Raw genomic sequence first — 14637 nt, forward strand, 5'->3', positions numbered from 1 at the left:
GGCTGGCCGGTGCTGGCCGCGTGCCGGGGCGGCGGGTCGGCGATGTCTGACGAACGTCCTGGTCAGGCGTGCCGCAGCCCGGCTCCGGGCCGATCACGGGCGTCCGGAGCCGGGCTGCGGCAGGTATCGGATCGGTGACGGTCCGTCCAGGCGGACGGGACGGCGAGGTTAGATCGGCTCACCGAGTCTTGTCTCATGCGTCGGGGGCGCGGCTGTCGTGCGGATACTGAAGTACCTGGCGCGCGTGGTGATCGCCGCCTCGTTGTCGGTCGTGGCGGGCGTCGCGGTCAACCAGATCCTGAACAACGGGAAGCTGAGCTGGAGCTGGGGGTACCTGGCGCTCGTCTTCACGGTGCTCGGCGGATCGGTGGAGGCGGCGCCTCAGACCGCGCCGCCCGCCCCGGAAAACGCACCGCCTTCCCGGCGGAAGGGGTCGCGGCGCGTCTACCTGCGGCGGATGCGCTCGGCCGTCGGCCAGATGGAGACGATCGGGCTGGTCACCCAGGCGGAGTACGTCCTGCGGACGCGGCAGGTCTACGTCGACGTGATGCTCCAGCCGAGGACGGTGAGCGACGTCGTCTCCGACACCGGCATCGGCCCGATCCCGCCGGCGGCGGTCGGTCAGCGGGCCCCGCTGGCGTCCTTCCTGACCGGCGGCCGGGTGCTCGCGGTCCTGGGCGCCGCGGGGTCGGGCAAGACGACGCTGGCCCGCTACACGGCGCTGGAGATGGCCGAGCGGCGGCGGCCCGGGGAGCGGCGGCAGCTCCCGGTCCTGCTCTACCTGCGGGACCACGCCGAGCAGATCACCGGCGAGGACCCTCCGGCGGGCCTGGCGCAGATCGCCGTCGCCGCACCGTGGCTGGACGGCGTGGTCTCCGCGGAATGGCTGGAGAAGCGGCTGGTGCGGGGCCGGTGCGTGGTCCTGCTGGACGGCTTGGACGAGGTCGCCGACGCCCGGGACCGCAGCCGCCTCGTCCAGTGGGTGGAGAGCCAGATCAGCCGCTACCCCGGCAACGCGTACGTCGTCACCTCCCGGCCGCTCGGGTACGACGGCAACCGGCTGACCCGCGCGGACGTCCTGCAGGTGCAGCGGTTCACCAGCGGGCAGATCCGCGACTTCCTGGACGGCTGGTACCGGGCCATCGAGCGCCGCTCCCGGGAGGGCGACCCGAACGAGATCGACCGGATCGCCGCCCGCGCCGCCGACGACCTGTTCCAGCGGATCAGCGGCCGGACCACCCTGTACGACCTGGCCGCCAACCCGCTGCTGCTGACCATGATCGCGAACGTCCACCGGTACCGCAGCAGCCTCCCCGGCAGCCGGGCGGCACTGTACGAGGAGGTGTGCCAGGTCCTGCTCCACCGCCGCCAGGAGGCCAAGAACCTCCCCGACGGCGAGCTGGACGGCCTGAGCGGCGACAAGAAGGAGCGCATCGTCCAGGAACTGGCCTGGTACATGATGCGCCGCAAGCTGCGCGACATCCCGTTCGAGGAGGCGGAGCGCGCCATCGGCACCGTGATGTCGCGGACCGCGCCCGACATCGCCCCCCGGACGTTCCTCGACCACGTGAAACGCAGCGGCCTGCTGCTGGAGCACCAGTACCGGCGCTACGGATTCGCGCACCTCACCTTGCAGGAGTACCTGGCCGCCGCGCTGGCCCCCAGCCACCCGTCCCGGCTCCAACTCCTCGTGGACAACGTCAGCGACCCGTGGTGGCGCGAGACCACCCTGCTGTGGGCCGCCCGCGCCGACGCCGGTCCGGTCGTCAAGGCGTGCCTGACCGCCCGCACCGTCACCGCTCTCGACCTCGCCTACACCTGCGCGAAGGAGGCCCGCGAACTCGATCCCGCGCTCCGTGACCGGCTCGACCAGCTCCTGAACACCGCCCCCGGCGACCCCGACGAGATCCGGTTGCTGGACGGAGTCGCCGCCGCCCGCGCCCTCCAGGAGACCCAGGCCCTGGACGACAACGGCACCCGCATCTGCGCCAACCCCGTCCCCGACGACCTGTGGGACCGGTATGTGTCCTTCTCGGGCCCCGGCAGCGGGGTCCCGGCGCTGGGCGCCGACCTGTGGGCCCGCGACATCAAGGGGTTCCTCATGTGGCTCAACGGCCTGCTCGGCGACGGCAACAGCTACCGCCTCCCGACCCCGTCCGAGGCGGTCCACGCCCTCGCAGGCGATCTCGTTCCCCGCAGCGGGACGGTCCTCTACGTCGCGGACGGCGAGTGGAGCAGCGAACGGGACGAGACGCGACTCGTCACCGCCGATCCGGACGTGCATCCCCACCGTCCGACCGCGGACCAGATCGGCGCCTATCCCGATCTGATCCTCGATCACACGCACTTCGTCTTCCGGATGCTCGACCCGTTCTCCTCGCTGTCCTTCGGGAGCCTCGCCGCCTATGTCTGCGATCGCGATCTCACGCGGCCCGAAGACCGGCTCCTCCACACCGTGGACCTGGCCCTCGATATCGCCTTCAGCCGTGCTCCCGACTATGCGCTCGTCCGCGACCGCGCCCTGGAGAGCGCTCGCGAACTCGATCTCGATCTCGGCAGGGCCGACCTTCCCGGCGATGAACGAGCCTTCGACGATGAGTTCCACGACTCCCTGGCCCGCGCCTTCGGCCACGCTCTGGACGAGGCCCGCGACGTCGACCTCGGTTTCGACTTCCACCTCGTCCGGGACCCCGACTTCGCCCTCACCGACAACGAGACCCTCGCCCACACCCTCGGTGAGCTGCTCGTCCGCGACGCTCGCCGCCGAGGTCTCGACGAAGCCCGCCTCACCGCCGCCCCCGCCGCCGACGCGCGCAACGCCGCCCGCTCCATCACCTACGACCTCAACCGGACCCTCGATCGCGCGGTCGACCGGGCGTTGGGCCTCGCTCACGCCACCGATGACAGCGGCACCGTCATACCGATCCGCGACATCCCCGCCTTCTTGGACCGCCTTCGCCGCAGCGACGACACCGCGGACTCCGACCGGGTCCGCCACCTTGCCCTGGCGCGCGACCTCGTGCTCGCCCAGATTCGCGCCGTCTTCCACGATCGCGTCCTGCCCCGGACCGTCGGTCTCGCCCGCGATCTCGCGTTCGCCCGTGTCGCCGCCGACAGTGGCCTGGGCTCCCGGGGCGCGGACACCGTGGTGGCCACGGGACGGGCGTGCGCCTATCTGGCGAACGGCTCCATGGCGTACGCGGCCCGGCGCCGTCGAGCGGAGAACGAGGAGTCGCTGAAACCGTTCCTCCTGCACCGGTTGGTGCAGATCGACACGAGGGCCCCCGCCGATGATCCGGCCGCGGCCCTCCACCGGGCCCACAGGCTCGCGGCGATCGATGCCGGATGGCATGTTCAGTCACTGGTCGAGAACGCGACGCGGCTGGCCGCTCCGCTGTGGAACCGGGAGCGCGAGGTCCAGGAAAGCGACATGGTGCTGGCGGCCACGTCCGTCCTGGCGGCGCTCACCCTCACCGACCACGGGGAATTGACCGAGCAGCTCAGCAGCGCCCTGTGCACGCTCATCGCATTGACCCCTGACACGAAACGCGAGCCCTGGCCTGGTACTGGCATGCCGCGTCCGCAGAAACTGCTGGTCCTGGTGCGGAACTGAGGCTGCTCCCCGGACGTGCCCCGTCCCGCTCGGCGCGGCGCGGTTGCGGCCACGCGGCACCGTGTCCGTGGACCTGCACCGGTCGGCCGAGATGCCGACCAGTTCACGGACGGCGTGCGTTCCCTCGGCTGCGAGAACAGCCCGCCGGCGGCCTTGCGAAGCCTCCGCACGACCGATGTCGGCCATCCCGGCACCATCTGCGATCGGAACGACGATCAGCCGATTCATTGAGAATTTCCGGGCCGTGATCTGCGTCTCCATGACACCTCGACGCACCCGCAGGCCACCCACATTTATGGACAGAAACTCCGAAAGCAGACCGGCCCGCGCCCGCCCGTTTCGGCAGGCGCGGCGGGCAGGATGCGAACCACGTTCGGTTACGGCCCTGTCTGGTACATCCGAAACCTTGCCAATTATGACCGAAACAACGGTGACTGCTCCCTGGTCACGACCTTCCCTGTGTGCGGTAACCCTGGAAGATCCGCGATTACCGTCCCATAATGATGCCTGAATTAGGACACGGGCGACCGCAGTAGATCGGAATGGTGCACCGACATGGATCCCGCGCTGGCAGGGCTCGCCGGCGCGGTCGCGGCGGCGCTCGTGGAGGCGATGACGACCGACTTCTGGGGCACCACGAGGACGCGGCTCGCGCGCATCGTCGGGCGTGGCGCGCATGCCGCCGAGTCGGACCTGACCCGGGAGCTCGAGGAGTCGGCGGGCAGGGTCGGCCGGAGTTCCCCACCCGACCAGGCTGCCGTGGCGGCCGAACAGGCGAGATGGACGGCCCTGTTAACGGCTTTCCTCGCCGAGCACATGGATGCCTCCACCGAACTCCAGGACCTCCTCCGCCATGTCCGAGAGGTCGTCCCGGACGCGGGCGCCGTCCACGTCGTGCAGAACATCACCACCGGGCGGAACGCATTCATCGCGGGCCGCGACCAGCACATATCCCTGATCTCGGACGACGATGGGTGAGGGGTTGGAACGTCCGGCTCCCACCCAGCAGGTGTGGGCGAGACGCGACGCCTTCGTCGCGGCCCGCGACATCTACGTCACCGCGGTGCTGGGGAGCACATCGCAGGCATCCCCTGCCGCTGGAGTCGCTTTCAAGCGCGAACGGCCTCTCTTCGTCCAGTACACGAACCCGGAAATCTTGGCGTGCTATGGCATCGATGTCACCGAAAGGCACGCGGCGTTCACGCTGACCCAGGCACTGGACGCGACACGGCTGGCCCTGCTCCTGACCGAGCGGCACCTGCTCATCCCCGCGTCCTACATCTTCGAGATTCCCTGGTACCCGACCTTCCTCGGATGCATCGAGCCGCTGGTGCGGGCGGGCGCTCTCCGCTACGTCGCCCCGGTCTCGGATCTCGCCGACTACCGGGAGATGAAAGTCCACGAGTACCGCCGGGACCGGCACAACCCCTACCGTCACGCCGAGCTTCGGGGAATTTGCGCCGATCCCGATTTTCTCTGGGCTCCTCGGCACGGCGGCGGAACGGCCGCCGGAATCGGCGACCTATGGCGAGCGGCTCTGCGGCCCGGCGGAGAACTGCACCGGATCGCGCGCGGGACCGCACGCAGATGGCACCGGCCAGGGGGACGCACCGAACGGCTGCTCGCACGGGTCCCTGAACGACTGGAGGGCCAGGCGTTCATCGCGCGGTTCGTAGAACCCGCCCTGCCCGCGCCTCTCTCACCCGCCGAAAGCACATCGCTCGCTTTCTTCCTTTCCCGCGCCTACCTGCGCAGCTACCTCCTCGACCTGGACGCCGCCATCCTCGCGGACCTCCCGGCAGGTGATCTGACCTGCGGGCTCAGCCGCAGGACAGCCGGCATGGACGGCAGGCTCCCCTCCGCACGCCAACTCGACACGGTGCTGCACTGGCTCGGCGTCGCGGAATTCGTCCACCGGACCGCCGAGTGGCATGAACTACTGCGGCTGCGCTCCTTGCCCGCGTTCGGACTGATCATCGACCGGGCCTACGACGAAGCCTCACTCGACACGCTTCGGATCGCCGTCCTGGCGGTACGCGGATCACGCGGGTTCCGGCTCGCCCGCACCTATGCCGAAGCGAAGTCGAACGTGCAGGCCGTGGCCGGCACCATGGCCGATTTCACGCTCAATGGCAGAACAACCTGGAGAGACGATCCATGACCATATCCATATACTGCTCCGGCTCCATCATGAAGGGCACGGCTGACGAGAAGAAGCTCTGCTGGTCCGATATCGAGCGGCTGGAGGTGGCCAAGGGCGCATCCCCGGACGAGGTCGTGTTCCTGAACCCGGACGACCCCATCACCGACCCGTCCAACACGCTCGGACAGTTCGGCCGCGACATGTACCAGGTGATGGTCGCGTCGGCGGTCGTCGTGGACGCCCGGGAACGGCGCGGCATCGGCATCGGGGTGGAGATGTCCGCCGCCGCCCTCCTCGGTACCCCGATCGTCGTCGTCGCCCCGCGCAACTCCAAGTACCGGGCCGACGAACTGGAATACCGCGGCGTCCTCGTCCGCGACTACGTCCACCCGCACGTGGCCGCGCTGGCCTCCGCGGTCGTCGACGATTTCGTGGCCGCCGGGGAAATGCTCGCAGAGCTGGCGCCGCGGAAGGCCCGTGACGTTCACCACATGCCCCGATGGCTCGATGAAGCCATCACGGAGTACCGCGACAACGTCCTGCCCGGTGACCCGCCGATGCTGGCCGCGCTGGAGCGTCTGCATGAGCCGTCGCTCGCCAGAGGACGCTGACCGTTGAACACCGAGCTGGAACGGAGCAGCGCGGAACGTGTCAAGGACGATCCCCGGCTCTATCTCGTCCACAATGACGCCCTTGAGGATCTCCTCTTCGATCGCAACCTCATGGGCACCGGCTTTCGCGCGGCCTGCCTCCGTTCCAGCCGGTGGTTCATCGCCCATCTGGCCGACGAGTACCGCCCCGGCGAGACCTCCGAGCTGGTGATCCTCAGCAAGGGCCTCGCCTACCGGCTCGCGGAAGCCGTCTCAGCGGAGACGGGCGACAACCTGCCCACCAACCTGATCGCCACCTCGCGGACGGCGGTCGCCCATGGCACCGCCCGCATCGAGGTCCCGTACTGCTGCTTCGAGGCGCCGGCCGAGACCTTGCTGATCGGGGACACCGTCGCGTCCGGCGAGACCATCGTCACCGCGCTGCGCCGCTTCCTGGACGTCCACCCCCTCCGGCGCGTCTTCGTCATCTCCTACGCCGGCACGCTCGTGGGCGCCACCAGAATCGCCGAGTTCTGCACGACGCAGGGCATCGAGGCAACGTTCCTGTACGGCCTTGCGGCCTTCGGCCTGGGCGACAACGGATTCGACCTGTCGTTCCTCCACCCCGACACGATCACGCGGGCCCGTTACGCCGAGCGGGCCCGCGAGCAGTTCTCCGGACGTCCGGTGTCGGCGATCGGCTGGGACTTCGGCTCCCAAGCCATGGCCCCGCGCAAGTACCGGCATCTGTCCTGGGTGGAATCGGAGGTGTGGGACCTCACCGGCGAAAACTGCTTCAAGGTCGCCGAAGCACCCGATGACTGGTCCGATCTCGCACACGAGCGAGCCGCCTACGAGCACGCCCTGCCCCATCTCCGCATCCGAATGGACACGTGAGCACCGCGTCAAGGACGTCCGGCGTCGCGCTGGTCAATCGCCACGGTCGCGAATGAGCACACATCACTGGGCGGGCCAATGACGTCTTCCCGCGCCTGCACCGCCGAGGCGCGGCGCGCGAACGGCCGCGAGCAGCAGGGGTGAGGACTGGTCGGAAGGACGAAGGTCAGGGGGCCGGGTGCCGCTTGACCTGCTCGATCAAACCGGCGAACTCCGCAACCGACAAGGTCAGGTGTCCCCCGTCCGGGTCCTTGCTGTCCCGCACACCGACCCCTGGCGAAAGACGTCCCAGCTCAACACACACGTCGTCGTTCGCGGAGCCACTGTACGAACTCTTGCGCCACTGCACGCTCATGTGTAGCTCTCCAGGTACTTCTTGATCAGTTTGCGCGAGGCGTCCTGAGAGTCTGCCTTTGCGCCGATACGTTCGAAACTATCAACAACATCCTTGATCTCGTTGGGCATCTCGATCAACCGCCCACCACCGTGGGCGCCCGCGTAGGCGATGTCGCGGTCGTCGAGACCGATGAGCTGGAAGAAGCCGTCTGAACCTTCGTGCTCTCCAGCCGAGAACGGAACGACCCGGAGGATCACGTTCCAACGGTCACCCATTTCGAGAAGGTGTTCGAGTTGAGGCTTCATGACCTCGGCTCCTCCCACACGACGCGCGAGAACAGCCTCGTCCAGAAGAGCCCAAATGTATGGCGGGTCCTCTCGTTCCAGAACAGCCCGCTTTCGCGCAATGCGTCCGGCAAGGACCGCTTCACGATCCTTTGCCGTGCTCAGCCGACCGTACCGACGCGTGTAGTCATCGGTCTGGAGAAGCAACGGGATCAACTGTCCGTGGAAGACCTTGATCTCGGCCGCCTGACGCTCGTGCTGACTGTATTGCTTGAACCAGTTCGGGTCGTGTGCCATACGGGCGTACCAGAGCAGCAATTCAAAGAGCCCTCCGGTCTCGAATTTCACGTCGAGACGCCGCGCGTAGTCAACCTGGAGCTTCGCACGCCCCGCTTCGATGTTTGAAACGCTCGATCGAGCCATCCCGATGATCTTTCCCCACTGGGCGAGTGACAGCCCCTCCTTCTCTCGAAGAAACCGCAGGTAGTAGGCCAGGAAGTGCCACATCGAGATCTTGGGGTCAAGAGGTTCTCGGACGATCTTCACCGGTCCTCCGTGTTTTTGATTTCCGTTGATACAGGCGAGATTAGGGCCTGCTAGCGATCCTTGTCAGAGGAAATCGGAATCTCGGGCAAGGACGGGACGATGGCGATGACGGCGACCACAGAGTCGATCATGCCCCTTATGGGCACACCTTCCGCAGTGGGGCAAGCACGTACATTCACGGACATACAAATCCGCAAATGGGACTACTTGCACATTCTCGACAGTGCGCTTCTCATCGTCTCGGAACTCGTCACGAACGCGGTCCGCCAGACGCCGGAGGAGGAGATCCGGCTCCAGCTCAGCCAGGACGCCTACGGGATCATCATCGCCGTCTGGGACGCCGGTCACGAGCTGCCCAAGGCCAAGCCGATGACCGAACTCACCCTCGAAGACCTGGACCTGTCCGAGGAGGCGTTCGACGACAACGGCGGCTGGGGCCTGCACATCGTCCAGGCCATGTCCGCCAAGTGCGGCGTGACCGCCGACCCGGCCGGGGGCAAGTGGGTCTGGTCGCGAATGCACCCGTAGCGGCCCGGCACCATCCTGGCAAGTGGGGCGAGGCGGGAGAAAACGATTGTCCCCGGTGGACTGAGCACCGGTTGACTACTCGTCCATCACTCACCCATTACTCCCCCGATACACTGACGGCACTTCGCATGCGAGGGGGCCGGGTGCTGAGTCTTCCGCTGAAACGGTCATTCCGTTATGTCCACGAGCCGCTGCGGGCCGGCGTGGACGCCATCCCGTCGCTGGGCAACGAGCAGTTGGCGACGGAATTACGCGACCGGATCGCGTATTCGCGCGGCGGCGCCTTCCTGATCAGCGGATTCCGCGGTGCCGGGAAGTCCACCACCGTGCTGCGCGCCCTCGACGCGCTCGTCCAGGACGGCGACCGCGGTGAGCTGGTGGTACCGGTCGTACTCAACATCGCACGGTCGACCGACACCGACCGGCTCCTGTTCGCCCTCGTCCGGCGCATCTTCGAGAGCCTCAACGACGAAGGGCTGCTGGCCCGGCTGCCGGCCGAGACGCAGCAGTCACTCCTGCTGGCCTACATGCGGACCTCCCTGTCGTTCAAGCAGACAGTTTCGGACGCGCTGGAGCGCGGCGCGATCGCCGACGCGGGCGGCGGGTCGGCGCTCAAGACGGTCGTGCCGAAGCTCAGCCTCACCGCCAAACGAACCCGCTCCCTCGCGCACGAGGCCCAGTTCCTCGCCTACTCCGAAACCGACGTCGAGCACGACCTGATGCGGATCGTCACCCTGATCGACCGCGAGGGCGTCGTCGTGTCCGAAGCACGGGGGCGGCTGCGGCGGCTCTGGCCGTGGCCCAGGACGGCCGGATCGCGGCTGCGGCTGGCCGTCGTCCTGGACGAGGCGGACAAGCTCACCGACGGCGAGTCGAGCCTGTCCGCCGTCGAGAAGCTCCTCGGCGGTATCAAGAACGTGCTCACCATGCCCGGCATCCACTTCCTCGTGGTGGCGGGACCCGACCTGCACGACCAGGTCATCAGGGACGCCGCCCGCGGCAACAGCGTCTACGAGAGCGTGTTCGGCTGGCGGATGTACGTGCCGTGCATCTGGGACGCCGTCCACCACTTCGTCGAGGGGCTCCTGATGGAACCTCCGGGCGACCAGGTCGACGAGCTGACCCTTTTCTGCGACTACCTGAGCTTCAAGGCCAGGGGAATGCCCCGGCGCCTGCTCCAGGAGTTTCATCAGTTCGTGGTCTGGGAGAACGGCAGCCCACTGCTGCGGGTGACGGATCGGGACGCCGAGCGCATCAGGTTCTACGCCCGATTGGAGGACATTCTCCGCAAGCATCTGGACAACGCCTCCGGGGCGGAGCTCTTCCCCGTCCCGATCGACGAGGATCGGCGCCGGCTGAGCGCGTACTACGTCATCGACTGGGTGCTGCGCAGCGAAGGCGAACCGTTCCGGACCGCCGACCTGTTCACCGAGGACGGGAACGCCAACGAACTCGACCCGCTGCTCCGCGCGTCGCCGCGCTCGGTCGAGCACCTCCTCCGCCACCTGGCCGACCATGGAGTGCTGGAGACCGTGCGGCGTGCCGGGGACGGGGACGCGACCCTCATCGGCGACGTTCCCTCCGCCCAGGAGAACGTCTACCAGCTCGCCTCCGGCGTGAAGCGGGCCCTGCTCGGTTTCGCCCGCGGCAACCAGAGCGAACGCGTGGCGCTCGGAATGACTCCGGCGAATCCGCCGACCGAGCACACCTACGTGATGCTGATGGGCCGGTATCGGCTGGAACAGGTCATCGGCGAGGGCGGCATGAGCCGCGTGTGGCGGGGTCATGACAAGGTGCTGGGCCGTGCGATCGCGGTGAAAATGCTCCGGGAGCTTCCCGGCGACCAATCCCTGACCGCGCGTTTCAAGCGCGAGATCCGGATTTTCGCCGGGCTCGATCATCCGAACATCGTCCAGTACTACGACGCGATCGAGCGCGACGAGACGTTGGCGATCGTCATGGAGTTCGTCCAGGGCCCCACCCTCGCCGAGTTGGTCAGGAGAGAGCCGCTCCACGCGAAAGATGTCGCGCGCATCGGCGCGAAACTCGCTCACGCGCTGGTCTACCTCGAAGAGCAGGGCGTTTTCCGGCTCGACATGAAGCCCGCGAACGTGATGATGCCCGAGCGGGACGAACCCAAGATCATCGATCTCGGCATCGCGCGGCATTCCGAATCGGCCGACATCACCGGTGTCGGCAGCATGATCGGCACGCCGCACTACATGGCCCCCGAGCAGGTCGACGGCATGCCGCCCGACCACCGCGGAGACATCTTCGCCTTCGGCGCCACCATGGTGTTCGCACTGACCGGCGCCCCTCCAGTGGAGGCGGACAATGCGCTGGACGTCATCCGCAAGCTCCTGACAGAGGACATCGACGTGTCCGGGCTGCCGTGTTCCGCCGAGTTCCGGCAGGTGCTCCACACCGCACTACGCCGCGACCCCGCCGAGCGCTTCCAGCACGCCGCCGACCTCGTCACCGCCCTGGAGGCCGTGCCCGAACTCGCCCCCGCAGGCCCTCACAGACCTGGGGAATAATGAGGAACGCACCATAGGAGTGATCCATGTTCCTGGGAACGGCGGTACCCCCATCCGAACAGTCGGGAAGCGGTTGGACCCTGATCTTCTGGGGGCTCACCGCGCTGGCCATAACCGTCCCGATCGTCATCAACTACCGCGGCTACGCAGACTGGGTCGCCGGGCGCCGCTGGAACAGGGCACTGCACAAAACCCACCGGCAGTCCGTGTTGTATCAGCGCCTTGCCGCCACTGTTTTCACTGTGATCGGCTTCGGCGCCTTCGTCCTCGGCGTCATCGAGGTCGCACGCGGATAGCCGTGACCCTCAGTGCGTGTCGGAGGGTCGAACGGACGCCGGCATGGATCACCGCGCACCGGCACTGAGATCAGGGTGGTTCGTCTCCGGCTGGTGGTTGGTCGTCGGCGGAGAGCTTTGCCGCGATGGCGTAGTGGATGTCCACGTCGCGGTAGGTGACGTGTTCCTCCACCTGGCCCGGCAGGTTGGTGCGAGCGCTGCCTGAGGTGGAGTCGTCGGAGGCGTTGCCGGTGAACACCACCGAGCTCTCCGGGGCGATGTCGAAGCGCAACTCCCTGGCCTTCACGTGAGCGGTGAAGAGGATGTCGGCCGTCCGCCGGAGTTCCGCGTCCGGACGCTCGTCGCCGCTCATGATCGCGGCCGGGACGATCCGGAGAGCACGCGGAGGAGGGCCCGTCCCAGGTCTCGGACGGAGTCCTCGGTCTCGCGAAGCGCGTCCTCGATCGGGTTGGCCTCCCCCTGCCGGCCGCCGTCGTCCGCCTTGCCGCCGGGCTCAGGCTCTGACTCGGCCTCCGCCTTCTCCCCCTTGGGCTCGGCGTCCGCTGCGTCGTCGTGCTCGGGGGCCGTGTCTTCCTGGTGCGCGTTGGGGCCGCTCGCCTCTTCGGCGGTATCCGACGCGCTCTCTGCGGTCTCATCGGCGGCCTCGCCGACGCCCGCGCCGGCGCCCTCGACCGCGTCGCCTGCGCTCTCGCCGACGTCCTTCGCCGCACTGCCAGCGCCCGAGCCGACGTCCTTCGCCGCGCTGCCAGCACCCTCGCCGACGTCCTTCGCCGCACTGCCGGCACCCTCGCCGACGTCGCCGGCAGCCTTCCCGGCCCCCTTGCCCACGTTCTCGACGGCGCCGCCCGCGCCCTCGCCGACGTTCTCGACCGCGCCGCCGGCGCCCTTGCCTACCTCGCCCGCAGCGGTTCCGGCCCCCTTGCCCACCTCCTCGACAGCGCCGCCCGCGCCCTTGCCCACGTCCTGGACAGCGCCTCCAGCGCCCTTGCCTACTTCGCCTACGGCGGTGCCGGCACCCTCGCCGACGTTCTCGACTGCTCCGCCCGCGCCCTTGCCGACGTCCTTCACCGCGCCGCCCGCGCCCTTGCCCACCTCGCCTACGGCGGTGCCGGCGCCCGAGCCGATGTCGCGGGCCGCCGCCTCGACGCCGCGTCCGATGTGCTGGAGGATCTCCGGGTTGCGGTCGAGGGTGGTCAGGACTCGGTCCACGATGACGGCCACGTTGTCCAGCCGGACGTCGAGCTGCGCTCGGGCCTCCACTCCCTTGATCTCCAGCTTCACCCTGCCGAGGAACACGTCCGCGCCGACGTTCAGCCTGAGCAGGTCGAGGACCTGGGCGACGAGCGAGACGTGCGCCTCCAGGTTCTCCACCTCAAGGGAGATCTCCTCGACTCCGAGTTGCGGGACGTCAAGATGCACGTCCGGTCCGTCGCTGACGTTCGGCCGGCCGGGCTGAGGGGCGACTTCGACTTGATCGTCACGGCTCCGTTCGGGCTCTGGCCTGTCAGACGCATCGCTCTGCATAGCTTCCCCCCGAGCCTCGGCCGGTCTCCGCCTCCGTGTCACGACCCGCTACCCGGCGCCGACCAGCGAAAACGTCAGCGCCCGTGTCGTGGAGGTCAGGCACTGCTGCCCGCCTTCTCCTTGGCGTCAGCCTCCTGTCCCTCCTTGTCCTCTTCGCCCTCCTGCTCTTCCTCGCCGTGCTGTTCCTCTCGGGCCTTCTCTTCGCCCTGGCCCTTCTCGTCCTCCGGGGCCTTGTCCTCTTCCTGGCCCTTCTCCTCTTCCTTGGCCTTCTCCTCCTCCTGGAGGGCGTCCTCGTGGGTCTTGACCACCTCGCCGTCGCGGATCTCGCCGCGCCAGCCCTCGGTCTCCGCCTGCTCGAGGAGCGTCTGCGTCATCATGTGGCGCTTGATGTGCTTGAAGTCGAGGCGGAGGCGGCGCCCCTGGGCGCGCCACAGGTTCGCGGTCTTCTCGAAGAAGCCGTCCGGGTGGTACTCGGCCACGATGAGGATGCGCGTCAGGTTGGGGGCGAGTTCGTGGAAGGTCACGGCGCCGTCCACGTAGCCCTTGGCGCCCTTGGACTTCCAGACGATCCGCTCGTCCGGGACCTGCTCGATGATCGTGGACTCCCAGCTGCGGTGGGAGAGGAAGATCTGCGCCCGCCAGTTGATCTTCTCGTCCGACTCCTGCTCGACGCTCTCGACCTTCTTGGTGAAGCTCGGGAAGTCGGCGAACTGCGTCCACTGGTCGTAGGCGACCCGCCGCGGCAGGGCGACATCGAACTCCTCGATGATGTTGACCACCTTGGGGCCGCCCTTGCCCTTGCCCTTCCCTTCCTCCTTGCCGTCACCGCCCGCGCCCACGGCGCTCTTCACCTTCTCCTTCGCGCCGGTCAGGCCCGCGCTGAGGCCGGCCTTGACCGGGGACTCGCCCTCGGCGATCTTCTTCACGCCGGTGGCCGCCATTTTGCCGCCGACTCCCGCGCCGCCGTCAGCGGCGTCGGTCAGGCGCTGGGTCAGGCCCTCCACCTGGCCGCTGGCCTTCATCAGCGTCCGCACCATGAGCGCCTGGCCGAGTTCTTTGACGGCGTCCTTGAGCTGATCGACCGGCAGGTCCTGCGGCTTGCCGTTGCCTCCGGTGTCCGTCTCCGCCACGGTCACCACTTCGCTTCCTCATCGGCATCCTCTGACCCCAACGACATAGCCGAAGAATCCGTAACAAAACGAGATGAACCGCCGCTGAGCAGCGAAAATAAAAGATCTACCGCCCGCAGAGACGGCGGTGCCCACCGCTTATCCAGACGACGGGCCATCTTCCGGACTCGCCCAGAACAGGACGCGACGGCGCGGCCCCGCCCACCAGCGCG

The 14637-nt window shown here is 68.1% G+C and carries 13 protein-coding genes; 8 read left to right on the forward strand and 5 right to left on the reverse strand.

What is annotated here, in order from left to right; translation table 11 throughout:
- Positions 1-217: 217 nt before the first annotated feature.
- The 5 genes from SM611_RS04955 to SM611_RS04975 all read left to right on the forward strand — a co-directional run bounded on the left by SM611_RS04955 (position 218) and on the right by SM611_RS04975 (position 7243).
- Positions 218-3613, forward strand: a complete 3396-nt coding sequence (locus tag SM611_RS04955) for an NACHT domain-containing protein (protein WP_371947610.1) — start codon at positions 218-220, stop codon at positions 3611-3613.
- A gap of 555 nt (positions 3614-4168) precedes the next feature.
- Positions 4169-4591, forward strand: a complete 423-nt coding sequence (locus tag SM611_RS04960) for a hypothetical protein (RefSeq protein WP_371947611.1) — start codon at positions 4169-4171, stop codon at positions 4589-4591.
- Positions 4584-5774: a hypothetical protein gene (locus SM611_RS04965; RefSeq protein ID WP_371947612.1), complete on the forward strand. Its 1191-nt coding sequence runs from the start codon at positions 4584-4586 to the stop codon at positions 5772-5774. The genes SM611_RS04960 and SM611_RS04965 overlap by 8 nt, the downstream gene beginning before the upstream one ends.
- Positions 5771-6367, forward strand: coding sequence for a hypothetical protein (locus tag SM611_RS04970; protein WP_371947613.1), 597 nt, complete (start codon positions 5771-5773; stop codon positions 6365-6367). Before SM611_RS04965 ends, SM611_RS04970 begins: the two co-directional genes overlap by 4 nt.
- A 3-nt stretch (positions 6368-6370) precedes the next feature.
- Positions 6371-7243: a hypothetical protein gene (locus SM611_RS04975; protein ID WP_371947614.1), complete on the forward strand. Its 873-nt coding sequence runs from the start codon at positions 6371-6373 to the stop codon at positions 7241-7243.
- A gap of 166 nt (positions 7244-7409) precedes the next feature.
- Here SM611_RS04975 and SM611_RS04980 read toward each other — a convergent pair whose 3' ends face one another.
- Together SM611_RS04980 and SM611_RS04985 are read right to left on the reverse strand one after the other, a co-directional pair.
- Positions 7410-7598, reverse strand: a complete 189-nt coding sequence (locus SM611_RS04980; protein WP_371947615.1) for a DUF397 domain-containing protein — start codon at positions 7596-7598, stop codon at positions 7410-7412.
- Positions 7595-8410, reverse strand: coding sequence for a helix-turn-helix domain-containing protein (locus SM611_RS04985; RefSeq protein WP_371947616.1), 816 nt, complete (start codon positions 8408-8410; stop codon positions 7595-7597). Before SM611_RS04985 ends, SM611_RS04980 begins: the two co-directional genes overlap by 4 nt.
- A 207-nt stretch (positions 8411-8617) precedes the next feature.
- On the opposite strand from SM611_RS04985, the gene SM611_RS04990 reads away from it, so the two are divergent.
- The 3 genes from SM611_RS04990 to SM611_RS05000 all read left to right on the forward strand — a co-directional run bounded on the left by SM611_RS04990 (position 8618) and on the right by SM611_RS05000 (position 11771).
- The gene (locus tag SM611_RS04990; RefSeq protein ID WP_371947617.1) at positions 8618-8938 is read left to right on the forward strand and encodes an ATP-binding protein; all 321 of its coding nucleotides are present in this window, start codon (positions 8618-8620) and stop codon (positions 8936-8938) included.
- Between the two features lie 143 nt (positions 8939-9081).
- Positions 9082-11475: a protein kinase domain-containing protein gene (locus SM611_RS04995; protein ID WP_371947618.1), complete on the forward strand. Its 2394-nt coding sequence runs from the start codon at positions 9082-9084 to the stop codon at positions 11473-11475.
- A 26-nt stretch (positions 11476-11501) separates the two neighbouring features.
- Complete coding sequence (locus tag SM611_RS05000) at positions 11502-11771, forward strand: hypothetical protein (RefSeq protein WP_371947619.1); 270 nt, start codon at positions 11502-11504, stop codon at positions 11769-11771.
- A gap of 70 nt (positions 11772-11841) precedes the next feature.
- Here SM611_RS05000 and SM611_RS05005 read toward each other — a convergent pair whose 3' ends face one another.
- The 3 genes from SM611_RS05005 to SM611_RS05015 all read right to left on the reverse strand — a co-directional run bounded on the left by SM611_RS05005 (position 11842) and on the right by SM611_RS05015 (position 14425).
- The gene (locus tag SM611_RS05005) at positions 11842-12123 is read right to left on the reverse strand and encodes a hypothetical protein (RefSeq protein ID WP_371947620.1); all 282 of its coding nucleotides are present in this window, start codon (positions 12121-12123) and stop codon (positions 11842-11844) included.
- Complete coding sequence (locus SM611_RS05010) at positions 12120-13190, reverse strand: putative sodium/potassium/calcium exchanger (RefSeq protein ID WP_371947621.1); 1071 nt, start codon at positions 13188-13190, stop codon at positions 12120-12122. The genes SM611_RS05005 and SM611_RS05010 overlap by 4 nt, the downstream gene beginning before the upstream one ends.
- A gap of 200 nt (positions 13191-13390) precedes the next feature.
- Positions 13391-14425 (reverse strand): SRPBCC family protein, encoded by a 1035-nt coding sequence (locus tag SM611_RS05015; protein ID WP_371947622.1) that lies wholly within the window; start codon positions 14423-14425, stop codon positions 13391-13393.
- Positions 14426-14637 lie beyond the last annotated feature (212 nt).

This window comes from Actinomadura monticuli (genome assembly GCF_041463655.1).
Classification (GTDB): domain Bacteria; phylum Actinomycetota; class Actinomycetes; order Streptosporangiales; family Streptosporangiaceae; genus Spirillospora; species Spirillospora monticuli.